Annotated in this window: 16 protein-coding genes; 10 read left to right on the forward strand and 6 right to left on the reverse strand. The window is 72.1% G+C overall.

Going from position 1 to position 16,436, the window contains the following annotated elements; translation table 11 throughout:
- Nucleotides 1–19 precede the first annotated feature (19 nt).
- The 7 genes from SOM35_RS13560 to SOM35_RS13590 all read left to right on the forward strand — a co-directional run bounded on the left by SOM35_RS13560 (nucleotide 20) and on the right by SOM35_RS13590 (nucleotide 8,169).
- Nucleotides 20–1,054, forward strand: a complete 1,035-nt coding sequence (locus tag SOM35_RS13560) for a LacI family DNA-binding transcriptional regulator (RefSeq protein WP_253464395.1) — start codon at nucleotides 20–22, stop codon at nucleotides 1,052–1,054.
- Between the two features lie 438 nt (nucleotides 1,055–1,492).
- Complete coding sequence (locus SOM35_RS13565) at nucleotides 1,493–2,317, forward strand: hypothetical protein (protein WP_320515813.1); 825 nt, start codon at nucleotides 1,493–1,495, stop codon at nucleotides 2,315–2,317.
- A gap of 639 nt (nucleotides 2,318–2,956) precedes the next feature.
- A complete protein-coding gene (locus SOM35_RS13570) occupies nucleotides 2,957–3,307 on the forward strand; it encodes a hypothetical protein (RefSeq protein ID WP_320515814.1) in 351 nt (116 codons plus the stop codon).
- 217 nt (nucleotides 3,308–3,524) lie between these two features.
- Nucleotides 3,525–4,106 carry a hypothetical protein gene (locus tag SOM35_RS13575; RefSeq protein ID WP_320515815.1) on the forward strand — a complete coding sequence of 194 codons (582 nt, stop codon included), beginning with the start codon at nucleotides 3,525–3,527 and terminating at the stop codon, nucleotides 4,104–4,106.
- Nucleotides 4,107–4,227: 121 nt separating this feature from the next.
- Complete coding sequence (locus SOM35_RS13580) at nucleotides 4,228–5,466, forward strand: endo-1,4-beta-xylanase (RefSeq protein ID WP_320515816.1); 1,239 nt, start codon at nucleotides 4,228–4,230, stop codon at nucleotides 5,464–5,466.
- Nucleotides 5,467–5,637: 171 nt separating this feature from the next.
- Nucleotides 5,638–6,645 carry a LacI family DNA-binding transcriptional regulator gene (locus tag SOM35_RS13585; protein WP_320515817.1) on the forward strand — a complete coding sequence of 336 codons (1,008 nt, stop codon included), beginning with the start codon at nucleotides 5,638–5,640 and terminating at the stop codon, nucleotides 6,643–6,645.
- Nucleotides 6,646–6,693: 48 nt separating this feature from the next.
- Complete coding sequence (locus tag SOM35_RS13590; protein ID WP_320515818.1) at nucleotides 6,694–8,169, forward strand: hypothetical protein; 1,476 nt, start codon at nucleotides 6,694–6,696, stop codon at nucleotides 8,167–8,169.
- Nucleotides 8,170–8,178: 9 nt separating this feature from the next.
- Here the strand turns inward: SOM35_RS13590 and SOM35_RS13595 are convergent, their stop codons facing one another.
- Genes SOM35_RS13595 through SOM35_RS13610 form a run of 4 tightly spaced genes read right to left on the reverse strand, consistent with a single transcriptional unit; the run spans nucleotide 8,179 to nucleotide 11,066 of the window.
- Nucleotides 8,179–8,850: a DUF4166 domain-containing protein gene (locus SOM35_RS13595; protein ID WP_320515819.1), complete on the reverse strand. Its 672-nt coding sequence runs from the start codon at nucleotides 8,848–8,850 to the stop codon at nucleotides 8,179–8,181.
- The gene (locus SOM35_RS13600; RefSeq protein ID WP_320515820.1) at nucleotides 8,847–9,494 is read right to left on the reverse strand and encodes an SRPBCC family protein; all 648 of its coding nucleotides are present in this window, start codon (nucleotides 9,492–9,494) and stop codon (nucleotides 8,847–8,849) included. The genes SOM35_RS13595 and SOM35_RS13600 overlap by 4 nt, the downstream gene beginning before the upstream one ends.
- A gap of 52 nt (nucleotides 9,495–9,546) precedes the next feature.
- Nucleotides 9,547–10,281, reverse strand: coding sequence for an esterase/lipase family protein (locus SOM35_RS13605; RefSeq protein WP_320515821.1), 735 nt, complete (start codon nucleotides 10,279–10,281; stop codon nucleotides 9,547–9,549).
- A complete protein-coding gene (locus SOM35_RS13610) occupies nucleotides 10,278–11,066 on the reverse strand; it encodes an alpha/beta fold hydrolase (RefSeq protein ID WP_320515822.1) in 789 nt (262 codons plus the stop codon). The genes SOM35_RS13605 and SOM35_RS13610 overlap by 4 nt, the downstream gene beginning before the upstream one ends.
- Before the next feature lie 118 nt (nucleotides 11,067–11,184).
- Here SOM35_RS13610 and SOM35_RS13615 point away from each other — a divergent pair, with 118 nt between their 5' ends.
- The 3 genes from SOM35_RS13615 (at nucleotide 11,185) to SOM35_RS13625 (ending at nucleotide 14,455) form a co-directional block, all read left to right on the forward strand.
- On the forward strand, nucleotides 11,185–11,655 hold the full coding sequence (locus SOM35_RS13615) for a hypothetical protein (RefSeq protein WP_320515823.1): 471 nt from the start codon (nucleotides 11,185–11,187) through the stop codon (nucleotides 11,653–11,655).
- Between the two features lie 115 nt (nucleotides 11,656–11,770).
- Nucleotides 11,771–13,102: an NAD(P)/FAD-dependent oxidoreductase gene (locus SOM35_RS13620; RefSeq protein ID WP_253464423.1), complete on the forward strand. Its 1,332-nt coding sequence runs from the start codon at nucleotides 11,771–11,773 to the stop codon at nucleotides 13,100–13,102.
- Nucleotides 13,103–13,252: 150 nt separating this feature from the next.
- Nucleotides 13,253–14,455: an acyltransferase family protein gene (locus SOM35_RS13625; protein WP_320515824.1), complete on the forward strand. Its 1,203-nt coding sequence runs from the start codon at nucleotides 13,253–13,255 to the stop codon at nucleotides 14,453–14,455.
- A 112-nt stretch (nucleotides 14,456–14,567) separates the two neighbouring features.
- On the opposite strand, the gene SOM35_RS13630 is transcribed toward SOM35_RS13625, so the two are convergent.
- Together SOM35_RS13630 and SOM35_RS13635 are read right to left on the reverse strand one after the other, a co-directional pair.
- Nucleotides 14,568–15,806, reverse strand: a complete 1,239-nt coding sequence (locus SOM35_RS13630) for an MFS transporter (RefSeq protein WP_320515825.1) — start codon at nucleotides 15,804–15,806, stop codon at nucleotides 14,568–14,570.
- The gene (locus SOM35_RS13635; RefSeq protein ID WP_320515826.1) at nucleotides 15,803–16,330 is read right to left on the reverse strand and encodes a helix-turn-helix domain-containing protein; all 528 of its coding nucleotides are present in this window, start codon (nucleotides 16,328–16,330) and stop codon (nucleotides 15,803–15,805) included. The genes SOM35_RS13630 and SOM35_RS13635 overlap by 4 nt, the downstream gene beginning before the upstream one ends.
- Nucleotides 16,331–16,436 lie beyond the last annotated feature (106 nt).

Genomic DNA, 16,436 nt, shown 5'->3' on the forward strand with positions numbered 1-16,436 from the left:
GGCGGGGTACGGTGTCGACGTGGATGCCATCGCCCGTCCGGCTCCCCTGCGGGGGCGGACCACCATCAGCGATGTCGCGCGGGCTGCCGGGGTCTCCGTCCCGACCGTCTCGAAGGTCATCAACGGACGCGATGGCGTCGCCGCCGCCACCTCCCAACGCGTGCTCGCGGTGATCGAGTCGCTCGGTTACGAGAGCTCCCTGGTCGCCCGCAGTCTCCGCCGCAGCCGCACGGACGTGATCGGCATCCTGGTCACCGAGTTCGAGCCGTTCTCGACCGAGTTGCTCAAGGGCATCTCGTCCGCCGCCGACGGCACCGGGTACGAACTGCTCGCCTACGCCGGACTGGTCAGCGGCGAGGCACGCCCCGGCTGGGAGCGCCGCTCACTCTCCCGGCTCGCCGGCACCCTGATCGACGGCGCGATCGTCGTCACCCCCACCACCCTCATGGCGAGCACCCCGATCCCCGTCGTGTCGATCGACCCGCACACCGGACCCGAGGGCCACGCCGCGATCGACTCCGACAACGTCGGCGGGGCGCGGGCCGCGACCGAGCACCTCATCGCCCTCGGACACCGCCGGATCGCGCACATCCGCGGACGTGCCGACCTGGCCTCGGCCGAACTGCGCGAGCTCGGGTACCGCCAGTCCCTCGAGGCTGCCGGCATCCCCTTCGACCCCGACCTGGTGTGCGTCGGCGACTACCAGACCGCCGCCACCGCCGAGGTCGCCCGCGAGCTGCTCTCCCGCCACGACCGGCCGACCGCGGTGTTCGCCGCGAACGACAGCTCGGCGATCGGGGTCCTGCAGGTCGCCGGCGAACTCGGGCTCCGCGTGCCGCAGGACCTGTCCGTCGTGGGCTTCGACGACGTCCCCCAGGCCGCGAACGCAACTCCCCCGCTGACGACGGTCGCGCAGCCGCTGCACGACCTCGGTGCCGAGGCACTCCGCATGCTGCTGGAACTGCTCGGCGGCCGCGACGTGCCCGCGCACGTGCAGCTGCCGGCGTCGCTCGTGGTCCGCGCGAGCACGGCGCCGCCCCCGCCCGGTTCCTGAGGGCCCGGGCGCGGGACGCCGGCGTCTTCGCGAGACGCCGCGGACGTCGCGAGACGCCGCCACATTCCGCGGCGTCTCCGACACTCGGCGGCGTTTCCCACGGACGGGGCGACGGACGGGAGGCGCGTAGCCCGCTCGCCCCGCGCCTCCCGTCCGCACCGCGAAACGCCGGCGTCTGCGCGAGACACCGCGATCCTCCCGAGACGCCGCCACATTTGGCGGCGTCTCCCGCACCCGGCGGCGTCTCTCACAGACGACGGGCAGTCGGTCGTTTCGCGGGCCCATGGCACTCAGTCGAACCCATGGAACGTCTCGTCGGCCGATCGCCCGTCGAGACAGTGCTCGGCCGGACTTGGTCGTGTCCGGCCGAGCACTGTCTCACGCGATCCCCGCCGAACGGTCGATGCGTCGGGTCGTCTGGGCCCGTACGGTCGGATGATGCTCCAGCGAACCGCCGCCGTCACCGCAGCCCTCGTGATCACGCTCGTCTCGGTCGCGGGGTGCGCAGCCGGGCCGGGAGGCACGGCCTCCTCCGCCACGACGGCGGCGGTCCCGCAGCTGGACCCGCAGGTCGCGTCCACGCTCGACGATGCACTCCGCACCGTGCAGGCGAGCCCCGGCGTCGCGAGCGCGACGAACCGGATCGAGCTGCACCAGCGCTACACGGCCGCCGACGGAACGGACGTCACGCCGCCCGGCCTCGACGCATGGGACAACCGCGACGCCGGCCCGGCCGCACCGCCGCCGAACGGCGGTGTCTCCCCGGACGATCCCATGCTCCCGCCGGTGCCCACGCCCTCGACTCGTCCCACGCCCCCGGTCGGTGCGACCGAGACGCACTCGTTCTCGAGCGCCTTCGTGGTCACGATGGACCCAGACGCAACCCCGTCGGAAGCGATGGCGGTCCCGGTCGCGATGGCGGAGCGTATCGCCTGGACCGGTGTCACCCTCACGCTGCAGGTGCCGGCCGGGCCGGGACACGTCCTCTCCACCGTCACCTACTCGGGCACGTTCGACCAGCAGATCCCTGACGAAACGGCCCTCGGTGTTGCGTCCGGACTGGCGACGCTCGCCGCCACGCCAGGCGTGACCGGACTCGAGGCGAGCATCCCGCAGACGATGCGCATCGACTACGGCTCGCTCACGATCGGGGTCTCCCCGGCGGACGACGCCACGCTCGCGCGGGTACACGGGGTGATCGACGGAACCGCGTTCGCCGGGACGACGCTGCACGGGTCGTTCGGGAACGGGGCGAAGCCCTAGTCGGAGACACGACTGCTGCTCGGCGCGCTCGTCGCTCTGGTGCTCCTGCAAGGCGGGGTCGCCTCGGTTGTGGCGGCGACAGTGGGTACCGCGATCCAACGCTCGCCGGCACCAGTCCAGGTCGCCGGCGGCAGCACATGCAAGTCGGTGAGCGACGACTGCGTGCGTCTCTCTCGGTCGGCTGTCGAGGAGAAAACCGGCACGGTGCTCCCGCGAGGCGCCCACCTCGTCGCCTCTGGCACACGGCATACGCTCAAGTCATTCGAAGCGTGGGCTGTGGCGTGTGTCCCCGATGCACCGCGCTTGTTCGCGGAGGCGAGACGCAGCGGGTTCGTCGACGCAGATTCGGCGTTCTCGCCCTCACGCAACGACTGGTCAGGCAAGGGACCGGTGTCGCTTGAGCTCTGCAGGACCACGCAGTCAGACGGCGATCAGTAGATCGATCTCGAGGGACGCTGCGACCAAGGCTCGTACGTCCATCTCGGGTACTACCTCGACAAGTGAGGGCGCTCTGGTCTCACTGAACCATCCGCTACCGCGACGGTTCTCTCACTCCTTCGACGGATCCCCCACTGGTGTCGGTTGCGCCAGGCTCGATGCGTGAGTCAGATTCGACGTGCGCGGGTGTTCGCGTGGGGCATGCCTTCCATCGCCCTCGTCCTCATCGCTGGCCAGGCGTTGGCGTGCGTCCTGGCGTACATGCACACCGCTCCGATCGATGCTGCGTACCGAGCTACCGACGAGAGCGGCCGCGGGATCCTTCGTGCGCCGCCCGCCGACGTCATGGCTGCTGATCGGGCCCAGGGCATCACTTGGATGGCCTCGTTCCCGGTGGCTGTCGTGGCGACGCTCCTGGCAGCGCGGGCACTGGAGCGAGCTCGAGTTGCGGGTGACGCGTTGGTGTTCGCGTACCTCGTGACGGTCGTCGGCATCTTCGGATGCGTCGCGGGTCTCGGCGTCGCCGCATTCGGAGTCCTCGAGATCCTGTGACGCGGACTTCTCCAGACTGCAGCGAACGGGTTCAGCCCGCACGCGTGAGCGGTGACCGCAGCGGCGTCCCTCGAGCCGATCGTCGACCGGGCGCTGCTGTCGGAACTGACCGGGACGACCTCCTCCTCGCCGCGACCGGTGGACCGGCGTTCGGTGTTGACGGCATCCTGTTCGCCATGCAGGTCATCACCTCCAGGCGGAAGAAAGCGAAACGCGCATGACCGAGCCGACGGCAACGACGAAGCCGTGGTTCCGAGACAGGTACACCTGGAAGTTCCTCGGCGGCGCAGCACTGTTCCTCGCCGGGTTCATCGTCGCCCCGGTCTTCGGTGTCGTGTCCGTCTTCGGCTCCGTGTTCGGTCTCGTCGCGGACAACCACGCCATGCACGCTGACTCGCACCTGCGCAGCATCAGCGAGGTCACCACGGGGACCGTCATCGACATCGACGTACGGCACTACTCCGGCGCAGGCAAGACCGGAGGCCACACCGAATGCATCCCCATCGTGAAAGGTGAGGCCAACGGTTCACCCCACAGGTGGGAGCTGACGAACCACCCCGCCTGCAACGACTACTACACGGTCGGTGAACGGCTGCAGGTGATGTACGACCCGACTGACGTCGACCACGCTGGCGTCCGCTCGGACAAGATCCTCGCCACCTACCGGCACAACCTCGGCGTTGAGGTGCAGATCGGAATCATCGGCCTCGGGCTCAGCGCTGTTGGCGCTGCCTGCTGGACATGGCTCCTCCGCCGAGAGAAGCGGAAGAAGAGAGGTGCCCAGCTCCGGCAGAGCTGACGAGGTGGAGACCGCCGATGCACCTACCCCGACATCGTCATGCCCGACGTGGAGGGACACGCTCGCTTCCACCACCCCGACCTGATAAGTTCCCGCTCACAACAAATGCGGGAGGCCGTCGATGGAGACGCAGCACGACACAGCACACCGGACCGGCGAGCTCATCGTCACCGTGACCGATGCCGACGGCACACCCCGGTCGGGCGCCGAGGTCGTCGTGGAACAGCGGCGTCACGAGTTCGGGTTCGGCAACATCGGGTTCGACTTCATCGGCCTCGCGAACGGCGAGCACGACCCCGACGACGTCGGCACCCCCGAGCTCGCCGACCTCTGGCTCGACGTCTTCAACACCGCCACCCTGCCGTTCTACTGGGGCCGCTTCGAACCCGAACGCGGCCGCCCCGACACCGAGCGGCTGCAGCGGACCGCCGCGTGGTTCCGTGACCGCGGCGTCGCGACGAAGGGCCACCCGCTGGTCTGGCACACCGTGCAGCCGGACTGGTTGCTCGGGCTGGACACCGACGAGGTCGAGCGCCTGCAGCGCGAACGGATCCGCCGCGAGGTGCGGGACTTCACCGGCCTCGTGGACACTTGGGACGCGATCAACGAGGTCGTGATCATGCCGCACTTCGCGAACGGCGAGAACGGGATCACACCCCTCGCGCTGGCCCGCGGCCGCCTGGCGATGATCCGGATGGCGGTCGACGAGGCCCGTGCCACGAACCCGTCCGTGACCCTGCTGCTCAACGACTTCGACCTGTCGGACGCGTACGAGTGCCTGATCGAGGGCGTCCTGGAGGCCGGGATCGGCATCGACGCCATCGGCCTGCAGACCCACATGCACCAGGGCTACTGGGGCGAGGACACCATGCTCGCGATGGTGGACCGCTTCGCCCGGTACGGCCGGCCACTGCACCTGACCGAGACCTCGCTGGTGTCCGGCGACCTGATGCCCGCACACATCGTCGACCTCAACGACCACCAGGTGGACTCGTGGCCCTCGACGCCCGAGGGTGAGGCACGCCAGGCCGACGAGCTGGAACGGCACTACCGCAGCCTGATCGGGCACCCCGCGGTCGAGGCGATCACCTACTGGGGCATCACCGACCGGGGTGCCTGGCTGAACGCGCCGATCGGCCTGGTACGGGCAGACGGCACACCGAAGCCGTCCTACGACGCCCTCCATCGCCTGGTGAAGGACGAGTGGTGGACGGGGCCGACGACCCTCCGCACGGACGACTCCGGGCGCGCACGGCTGCGCGGGTTCCGGGGCGAGTACACGGTGCGCGCCGGCAGCGCGGAGTCCACGGTCACGATCGGTCGGGACGCGCCGACGGCGGTCCGGCTGACTGCGGACTGACGGCTGCCGGCTGCCGGCTGACGGCTGACGGCTGACGACGGGCTGCCGACGCGACCGCCGTCGGACGGGAGGCGCGGGACCGGTCGGGACGCGCCTCCCGTCCGACACGGACCCGGCTCCCCCGCGCGGCGACCCGCCGAGCGGCTGCCGCCACCGCGCTACGGTGCTCTCATGCGCCCCACCGTGCGGGACGTGGCCGCCCTCGCGGGGGTGTCCCCGAAGACCGTCTCCAACGTCGTCAACGGCGGTGTCGTCGTGCGCCCGGAGACCCGCGCCCGCGTCGAGGCGGCGGTCGTCGAACTCGGGTACGTGCCGAACCTGTCCGCCCGGGGGCTGCGGAACGGCCGGACCGGCGCGATCGCGGTGACGTTGCCGGAGCTCGCGAGTGCGTACTCGGCGGACCTCGCCCGCTGGTTCGTGGTCCTGGCGCACGACCGCGGCCTGGTCGTGCAGCTCGAACAGACCGCGACCGACCCGGAGCGGGAGCGTGACCTGGTCTCGCGGGCGCGGGCGCACCTGGTCGACGGGCTGGTCCTCAACCCGGTGTCGCTCGATGCCAGCACCCTCGCGAACACCGCCGGACTGCCGCCGACCGTCGTGATCGGCGAGGTCGAACCGGAGCACGTCGACCAGGTGCACGTCGACAGCCGGGCGGCGGCGCGCGAGGTCACGACGATGCTGCTCGACCGCGGGCACCGACGGATCGCGATCGTCGGTGCCGAGCGGGACGACGCGGTCACCGCCACCGCCCGCCTGCGGCAGCTCGGCCACGAGGACGCCCTCGCCGCACAGCTGGTCCCCGTCGACCCGGCCCTGCGGGTCCCGCTGCCGGAGTGGACGACCTCGGCCGCAGCGAGGACGTTCGGCGAGTGGCTCGACCGGAACCCGCTGCCCGACGCGGTGTTCGCGTTCACCGACTCGATCGCGTTCGGCGTGCTGCACGTCCTGGCCAGCCGGGGCGTCCGCGTGCCGGAGCAGGTGAGCGTCGTCGGGTTCGACGACGTCGACCAAGCGGCGTTCGCGGTGCCCGCGCTGACGACGGTGTCGTTCGACCGGCGGGACTTCGCGGCGGCGGCCCTGGACCTGCTCGAGCGGCGCATCGAGGACCGGGAGGCGCCGGTCCGGACCGTCGTCGTGCCGCACCGGATCGTCGAGCGCGCGAGCGTCGCGGGGCGGTGAGGGCGGTCGGGGGGACGGGTCGGGGGTGAGGCCGCTAGCGTGACCGACGTGACCGACGTGATCAGCGGGCCCGAAGTGCCTGACCCCCTCGACCCGCTCGACGCCGTCGCCGTCGGACCGGTGACGATCGTCCCGGACACGAGCAGGCCAGTGGCCGCCGTGGTCGAGGGCGACGAGTTCCAGCGGTGGCTGACCTGGCCGACGGCGACCCTGCCGGCGAGTGCGGTCGAACGGACGGACATCTGGACGAGCCCGTCCGGCCTGTGGATCGTCTACGCGTCGGAGGACATCGAGCAGTCGTCCCGGACGGCCGTGTTCCTGTCACCCGAGCAACCGCCGCGGTCCGTGGAACTCGGCGACCGGCGGCCGATCGGGGTCGACGCCGAGGGGCTGTGGGTCGGCGATCCCCGTGATGCCTCGTTCTGGACCGAGGGGACGAGCGGCACAGACGAGGACGAAGACGAGGACGAGGCCGGCCTGTCCACCACCGACCCCGAGACGCTCGAATGGGCCCCGGTGGCTCCGTTCTGGCCCGACCGTGACACGTGGACCGAACCGGACGACGACGACGAAGACGAAGAAGAGGACGAGGACGAGGACGAGGACCGCCCCGACTCCGACGACGGTGACGACGACGACGACGAGACGTTCGTCGGCACGGCCAGCCAGTGGACCGTCAGCTTCGGTCGCCAGCCGGGCAGCGACGACGACCAGGAGGACGACGCGGACGACGGCGTCCCGGTCAGCGCTCCCCTCCCGACCCCGCCGACCGAGATCGTCCGGATCACCCCGGCCGACGAGCGGACCATCGTGCAGGTCGACCACCTGGTCGACGGCGTCTCGATCGAGGACGGCCGGATGACCCTGCGCTTCCACCCCGCCGGCCCTCGGCAGGTCGAGGTGCCGTTCGGCGAGCGCGGACCGTGGCGCAGCTGGGACACCGTGTACGAACCGCGTGAGGTGGTCGTCGACGTCGCCGCGGGCATCCCGTCGGCCGTCGTCACCGAGGACCGTGCCTCCGTCCCGGCCACCGACGAGAACGCCGGAGCCGACCTCGAGGACGTCGAGGCAGCGTGGGCCGCAGAGGACTCCGCGCTCCAGGCCCGACGTGCGCCCTGGGTCGGGCGACTCGACCTGACGGGGGTGAGCGGAGCCTCCTGGCAGACGCCGGAACCGGATGCGGCGACGGTCGAGCGCAGTGTCGCGGCGGTCCGCGACCAGCTCGCCAGCCTGGGCGAACCGAGCGTCATGTGGTCCGCCGACACCGACGCGGTCACCCGGGTGCGGAGCGACTACCGCTCGGTGCAGGTGGACGTGGTGGGTTCTTGGCCGGACACCGAGGTGGTCGTGTCGTTCGAACACAGGGCGGTGCCGTTCCTGCGACTCCGGAGGCGTTACCGGGTCTTCGACGACGCCGGGTACCCGATCGACCGGCAGTACGTCACGGTGTACCTGGAGGAGGACATCGCGACCGGCCAGATCGCGTCCCGACGCGCGGCGGTCGACGGCGTCCTCGACATCTGACCCGGAGGGCTACGTCCGCGCCTCGGTCCGCCGCGGCTTCAACCGCGCGGGGGCGTCCGTCGCCGGCACCCATTCGCAGGTGAACGACCCGCGGTAGCCGAAGAGGAACCCGAACAGCCGGTTGCGGACCTCGAGGTCGACGTGGAACGACTCGTCCTCGTCCGACCACCACTCGTGCAGGGTCGCCCGCCCGCTGAACAGCATCGGGAACCGGAACGACAGCGGTCCCTCGTGGAACCGCTGCGCGTCCGAGGTCAGGACGAGTCCACCGCGCTCGTCGACGGCCAGGTCGAGGTCGACCGCCAGGTGCTGGTGCGAGCCCAGGTAGTCGAGCACCCGGCCGTCGACGAGCACCATCGTCGCGTCGAACCGTGCCGTGCGGCCGGAGCGGACGGAGTACGTCCGCACGAAGGTCACCGTCTCGCGGCCCAGGGCATCGCGGTACGGGTAGTTCTCGATCGTGAACGGGACGTCGACGCCCACGTCGGGGACCAGGATGTTCCGGAGCCGGCCGATCTGCAGGAACGGCACCGTCCACCAGGGCCCGCGGCGGATCGACTGCATGACACCGCGTCCGACGCACGCCTCGGCGGCGTCGAGTCCGACGCCGAACCGGCGCTGCATCATCGGGTGCAGCCGGTCGAAGTCGGCACCGAGCGCCTCCTGGAACACCGAGGTCATGCCGTTCCTCCGGGTCGGGTCGTCGCACTGGGCCTGGCGAGGGACGCCAGGCTCGCCGGGGCGTCCCTCAGGTGGTCGGCTCGACGCGTCCCGCCGGCGGGTGCGCGAAGCGTCCGGGAGGCCCGTGGCCGGTCCCGCCGCCAGACCGCCAGCACGCTGCCGAGCGGCCACGCCTCCGGCGCGGCTCCGCCCTCGAGCCAGATGCGGAGCCGGTCGAAGCTCCAGGCGGTCGCCCACCCGAGCAGCGGCCGGACGACGAGGTCGAGCGGCCCCCATCCGGAGTCGTAGTCGTAGCCGGTGATGAACCGCGTCCGGCCGTCGTCGGTGGGCAGGTACCGCCAGTAGCCGCGGCCGGTCCGGATCGGGGACAGCCGGTCCTCGGTGGCGAAGCGGAGCGCCGAGGTGCGCGTCCCGTCGTCGCGACGCCGCTCCCCGATCGAGATGCCGGTGCCGTGCACGTCGTGGACGGCGGACCGACGGACGTAGGTGAACCGAGCCGATCCGTCCGGTTCGGCAGGCTCGGGGACGATCTCGGAGAACCGCACGTCCCAGCGCACGTGCTGCCGCGGGTCCTGCGTGGCGGCCCAGACCGCGTCGACGTCGGCGTCGATCACCGTCTCGACGTAGATGCTCCGGCTGGCCACGGGGCTGAGCGTAGCGCCGGCCCGAGCGCCACCACCAGCGGCACCGACACCCTCAGGCCCCGTCCGCGGCCCGCAAGACGGCCGCCGCCGTGCGCCGGTCGCCGAGGATCCGGAAGTGCCCGCCGAGGTCGAGCCGCACGTTCTCGGCACCCGTCAGCTCGCTGCCGCCCGGGATCAGGGTGTCGAACACCGCGTACACCGAGGTGATCCGGGCGTTCGCGTCGAGCTCCCGGGCAAGTCCCGCCAGCACCGGGTCGGCGGCACGGAACACCCGCAGGTGCCGGACGGGTGCCAGGACGGCGTACTTCGAGCCGGCGAACGGCGTCGACACCGCCACCATCCGGTCGATGCGGCCGTGCGGGTCGAGCCGGGTCATCGCGTACTTGCCGATGAGGCCGCCCTTGCTGTGCGCCAGGACGAGCGCCCCGTGCAGGTCGTGCTCGTCGAGGTACGCCATCACCTCCTCCGCGGACAGCGGCACCGGCTTGACGTTGTGCCGGAGGACGGTGAGCACGTGCACCGGGTGGCCGCGGTCGTGCAGCACGTCCATCAGCGGGCGCATGAAGTGCCAGGTCTCGTAGACGCCCGGGATGACGACGACGGGCTGGCGGTCGCCGGTCCGGTAGTCGTCGGCGGTGGTCGGACCCAGGCTGCGGACCTGCCAGACGGCGGCGTAGACCCAGTCCAGCAGCGCCCACCGCGCACGTCGCACGAGTCCGACCCGGACGGGAGGCACGGCTCCCGTCGTCCGCGTCTCCCCGCTCCCGCCGGTGGTCGCGTCGGTCACCGCGGTACCTCGTCGCGACTGGCTTCGAGGGTCTGCACCCGGCGGAACTCCTCGATGAGCCGGGCGACGGCGACCGGCTGGCGCTCCTGCACGTGATGGCCGCCCGGCAGTTCGACGAGCGCCCCGCGGGAGGCGGCACCGACGACCCGCTGTCCCCAGTCGTGCTTCGCGATCGGGTCCTGTTCGCCGCGGAGGACGAGCACCGGCACGGTGAGTGCCCGGACGCGGACGAGCATCCGGTAGTCGCGCATCGGTCGGAGCTCGCGGAGGTACTGGGCGGCGCTCCGGAGGTAGTCGGTGAGGACGACGGCGTTCATCCGGACGCCCTCGAACGTGCAGTCGACGGCGAGCGCGGTGGCGAGCCGGAACAGCGAGCGTCGGTGGTCGTCGACGACGGGGCCGATGAGCACGACGGAGGACACGACGTCGGTGTGCTGGAGGCCCGCTTCGACGGCGACCTGGGTGCCCATCGACTGGCCGACGACGACGAGGTCCCCGGCGCCGCGCTCGGTGACCGCCCGGACGACGAGGTCGGCGTACTCGTGGGCCTCGAAACGACGGCCGGAGTACGGCAGCCCGCCGAACCCGGGCAGGTCGACGGCGACGGTGCGGTGGCTGCGCGAGAGCGCGGCCTGCAGTCGGCGGAAGGAGCGGTGCGACATGCCGATGCCGTGCACCAGGACGACGGTGGGGGCGAACGCGTCGTGCAGGCGGCCCGCGGGCGCCACCGTCCGGAGTCGGACGCGGTGTCCGTGGACCCGGACCGTCTCCACCAGCGCGCGCATCCCCCGAGACTATGCCGGGGGCCGACCGCCACCTGGGAGAGCTGCGCAGCCCGTGATCCGCAGCGCGGGGACAGCCGGGTCTTCGACTCCTGCAAGGTCCGCGGGGTGCACTACGGCCATGACCGACACGACCCCTCCGGAACGACGACCCGACGAACGCCACGACCAGCGCCCTGACGCCTGGGCCGCTGCTCCGGCCGCAGCGTCGACCGCCACCCTCTCGCCGCCCCCACCGTCCTGGTACGGCACGCCGACCCCTGCCCCGGCCCCTGCCACTGGCCCGGGCTCCGCACCCGCGGGTCGGAGCACCCCGCACCCGCCGTGGTTCTGGCCGGTCATCGCGGCGGCGATCGGCCTCGGCGCCCTGCTGGTCGGCGGTGGCGTCGGCTTCGCGGTCGGGCACGCGGTCGCGAGCCACAACGTCTCCTCGTTCACCGGCCCGGGCACCGGCCAGTACGGCCCGCGCGGGCAGTCCGGGAGCGGGCAGTCCGGAACCGGCGGGAACGGGACCGACGGGAGCGGCAGCACGAGCAACGGCAGCACGCAGGAGCTGCCGGGCGGCGCCGCCGTCAGCCCCCAGGGGAGCTGAGCCGACCGGGGTGCGGGACGCTGCCGGCGGACCCGACCCGCGCCTCCCGGCTGGACGCAGACCGGAGGTCGGCCGGGGTGGACCGCAGGGACGCCTGATCGGCGTACCCTTCTGGGTGGCCCAGACCGCACGACAACCGGAGCTCACCATGCCGCAGGACACCCGCCCGCACGTCGTCATCGTCGGCGGTGGATTCGCCGGGATCGCCGCCATGCGTGAGCTGAAGGACGCTCCGGTCCGGGTCACGCTCGTCGACCGCCACGTCTACAACATGTTCCAGCCGCTCATGTACCAGGTGGCGACCGGCGGCCTGAACGCCGGCGACGTGACGTACTTCCTCCGCAGCCTGCGAGCCCGCCAGTCGAACGCGGACTTCCGCCACGGCCTGCTCACCGGCATCCGGCACGACGAACGCATCGCCGAGATGTCCGACGGCGAACACCTGCAGTACGACTACTTGATCCTGGCCAACGGCGTGAACACCAGCTACTTCGGCACCCCCGGTGCCTACGAGTACGCGTACTCGATGTACTCCCGGTCGCAGGCACTCCGCATCCGTGACGAGCTCTTCACCCGCCTGGAGCAGGCCGCGGCGAAGCAGGGCCCGGACGAGATCCGCGTCGTCATCGTCGGTGGCGGTGCCACCGGCGTCGAGATGGCCGGCGCGCTCGCCGAACTCCGTGACCAGGCGCTGGTGGGTGCGTACCCGGAGATCGAGCGCGGCAACATCTCGATCACGCTCGTGCACCGCAGCGGCGAGCTGCTCAAGCCGTTCGCTCCGCGTCTGCGCCGGTACGCGGCGAAGATCCTGCGGAAGCGCGGTGTCGTGCTGCGCCTGAACGCCGGCGTCGAAGAGGTCATGCCCGACGGTGTCCGGATCGCCGGCGGCGAGGTCATCCCGGCCTCCCAGGTGATCTGGGCGACCGGCGTCTCGGCGCACAAGGAGGTCGGCAACTGGGGTCTGCCGCAGACCCACGGCGGTCGCATCCAGGTGAACGACGACCTCAGCGTCAAGGGCGTCGAGCGCGTGTTCTCGGCCGGTGACATCGCCGCGCAGGACAGCGCGCTGGCGCAGCTCGCACAGCCGGCACTGCAGGGCGGCAAGCACGCGGCCGAGCAGATCAAGCGGCTCCTGGCCGGCAAGCCGACCGAGCGGTTCAAGTACTTCGACAAGGGCACGATGGCGACGATCGGCACGAACGCCGCGGTCGCCCAGCTGCGTGGCGGGATCACCATGGTCGGGCCGGTCGCGTGGGCGGCGTGGGTGTTCGTCCACATCACCAGCCTGCTCGGCAACGGCAACCGGATGTCGACGCTGACCCACTTCTTCGTCCGCTACGTGTGGTTCATGCGGAAGCGCTCGATCCCGATCGTCGGCGATGTCCGCCCGGTCCGCCCGAACGGCGACCGCGAGCCGGAGCCGTGGCAGCTACAGAAGGCGGAGTAGCCGCCACCGCATGACAGCCGTCACCACGTGACGGACGGGAGGCTCCCCACCGGTCCGGTGGGGAGCCTCCCGTCCGTCGTGTGGTCCATCGTTCAGCCGGGACCGGACAGCACTGAGCCGGTTCATGGACTGCCGGAGCACACTGGCCGGATGACCCGGACCGCAGCCCCGGCGCCATCCCCGACGACCGTCCACAGGACGGGGACCGCAGCCGCCAGCACACAGTCGACCGCGCCCGCACCCCTCGCCTCCCGCGCCCTGGCCCTCGACGGCCTGCGCACCGTCGCGATCGTCATGGTGATCCTGTACCACCTGCACGTGCCGCAGTTCGAGGGCGGGTGGATCGGCGTCACCGTGTTCTTCGTGCTCTCCGGCTACCTGATCACCACGCTGCTGCTCCGCGAACGCCGGAAGACCGGCACCGTGCGACTCGGCACGTTCTGGTGGAAGCGCCTGCTGCGGCTCTACCCGGCACTGGTCGCCCTCGTCGTCGCCGGACTGCTGCTCTGGAACTGGGTCGGCGACTACAAGGGCGCCTCGTTCTCGGCGGGCGAGGCCGCGTTCATCGCCCTCACCTACACGGGCAACCTCTACCGGTCGTTCTGGGACACCACGCAGGGCGTGTTCGCGCACACGTGGAGCCTGTCGATGGAGGAGCAGTTCTACCTGGTCTGGCCGCCGGTGCTCGTGGTCCTGCTCGCTCTCGGACGCCGTCGTCGCGCACTCGTCATCGGCCTGTCCGCGGTGATCGCTGCCGCCTCCGCCGCGACCTGGCTGAGCTACCGCACCCCCTCCGGCGGGTCCACGCCGGACGTGTACTTCTCCCCCGTGCTCGGTGTCGTGCCACTCGCCACCGGGTGCCTGCTCGCCCTGCTGCTCGACGACGACCGGTTCCGGGCGTTCGCCGCGGGGCTCGCCGGGCACGTCGGCACCTGGGTCGGTGCGGCGGTGGTGCTCGGGGTGCAGTTCTGGATCGGCGACGACTGGACCGAGCACGCCTGGACCTTCGGCCTGCTCATGCCGGTGACCGGGCTCTTCGCCGCGGTGCTGATCGGCGGGCTCGTCTCGGTGCGGACTCCGGTGTCCCGGGCGCTGTCCTGGACCCCGATCGCGTGGTTCGGCCGTCGGGTGTCGTACTCCGCCTACCTCTGGCACCCGCTCGTCATCGCGCTGCTCGGCACGTTCGCGATCGGCTGGTTCGGCAACGTCTGGCTCTTCGCCGCCGCTGTCGTGGTGTCGATCGGGGCGACCTACGCGGTCGAGGTCCCCGTGGAGAAGCTCCGCGCCCGCGCCCGGGAGGCCCGCCGACTGGTCGCCGAGGACCGCGCCGCCCGCAGCGCCGCCACAGGCTGACGGCCCCGGTCAGCGGCGGCTGGCCTGCCGCCGGCTGTAGTGGTGTCTGGTGGTGTGGTGTCGGGTGGTGTCATGCCTGGCGTGACCGCCCGCGGGACCGGGGCCTGCGGGATCAGGCGGGACGAGCCTCCAGGACCGTCACCCGCCGGACGCTCGGCGTCACCGCAGCCGCCACGGTGGCGACGACGATGAGCACGGCGCAGCCGAGCAGGGTCGGCGTGGTGCCGACCGTGTGGGCCAGCGGGCCGACGAGTGCCTCGCCGAACGGCACGGCGACGACCGACCCGACAGCGTCGTACGAGTAGACGCGGGCCAGGACGTCCCGCGGCACGTTCGTCTGCAGGGACTGGTCCCAGGCGATCGAGAAGACCTCGATGGCGGCTCCGGCGACCGCGAACGACACGATCAACGCCGGCACGGAGGGGCGCAGCGCCAGGGTGAGGACCGGCACCGCGGCCACGACCATGAGCGCCACCCCGATGCCGAGTGCGTGCCGCGGGTGCCAGCGGAGCGCGACCACCGCGCCGACCGCGAGCCCGACCGACAGCGCGGCGACGACGAGGCCCCACGCCGCCCTGCCGAACGACTCGTCGGCGACGACGGGCCCGAGCACCGCCGTCGCTCCGACGAAGGCGGCGTTGAGCACGGCGAACTGCAGCACCACGATCCAGACCCAGCGGCGGCCGACGAACTCGCGCCAGCCCTCCCGGAGGTCCGCGACGACCGAGGTGCGCTCCGTCCGGCCGGCCTCGGCGGCCCCGCGCGGCAGGCGCATCCGCCCGAACAGGACCCCGGCGACGGCGAAGCCCGCCGCGTCGACGGCGAGCCCCCACCCGGGTCCGACCACCGCGACCAGTCCGGCACCGGCCGAGGCGCCGAGGATGCTCCCGCCGTTGAGACCGAGCCGGAGCAGCGCGTTCGCCGGCCGGAGCTGCGTCTCGGAGACGGTGTCGGGCACGAGTGCTCCCGCGGCGGGCAGGCTGACGGCGGCGACCGCTCCGTTCAGGACGCTCAGCACCACGAGCGACGGGATGCTCGCCGACCCGGTGATGACGAGCGCTGCCACGGCGCCCTGCGTGACGGCGGCCGCGAACGACGTCCCGACCAGGACCACGTCCCGCGGCAACCGGTCTGCGATCACCCCGCCGAACAGCAGGACGGCGACGTTCGCGACCGACCGGGACGCCACGACCAGGCCCAGGTCCGCCGCGGACCCGGTCAGGTCGAGCACCGCGAACGCCAGGGCGATCGGGGCGACGGCGTTGCCGAGGATGCTCGTCGTCCGCGCAGCCAGCAACCACCGGAAGGGCGCGGACCGGAGCGGACCGAACCGGTCGACCGTGGTGCTCACGAGCGGCGGAGGGGGAAGAGGGCCGCCGTGACGGACACCGGACGCGTGCCGGGTGTCCGCGGTGGTCGGGCGGCGGCGTGCAGGATCGCGGACGCCTGCCCGATGTGCTGCACCACCCGACGCCAGGTCTCCGGGTCGACCCAGAGTTCGGCGTCCGTGGTGACCCCGGGGCCGTCGGCGTGCGCACGGGCTCGGCGGCGGAGTTCGTCGGCGACGGCGTCGAGGTACACGAGCCGGTCCTCGGCCGCTTCCGGGTCGAGCGGGTGCACCTGGTGGGCGTCGAACGGCAGCGAGGACGTCTCGTGCCGGTAGCGCTTGGCCTCGCCGCCCCGTAGTCGGACGACCTCGACGACCCGGACCAACCCGGCGCGCTCGAGCACCCGGAGGTGGTAGCTCGCCCTCGCCTGGGACAGCCCGAGTTCGCGTCCGGCCTCGGCGGCGCTCATCGCGACACCGGTCAGCAGGGACAGCAGTCGCAGGCGGATCGGGTGGGCGGTCGCGCGGAGTTCTTCGACGGTGGACATGAGGGCATCGTGGCAGCCGGGCCGCACGACCGTCAAAGGGCTCTTTGGGGGTCCGGCCGCCGGTCACGATCCGCACCCCGACCGCCCGCACGCCCGGCTCTGCGTA

This window comes from Curtobacterium sp. CFBP9011, assembly GCF_034045095.1.
Lineage (GTDB): Bacteria > Actinomycetota > Actinomycetes > Actinomycetales > Microbacteriaceae > Curtobacterium.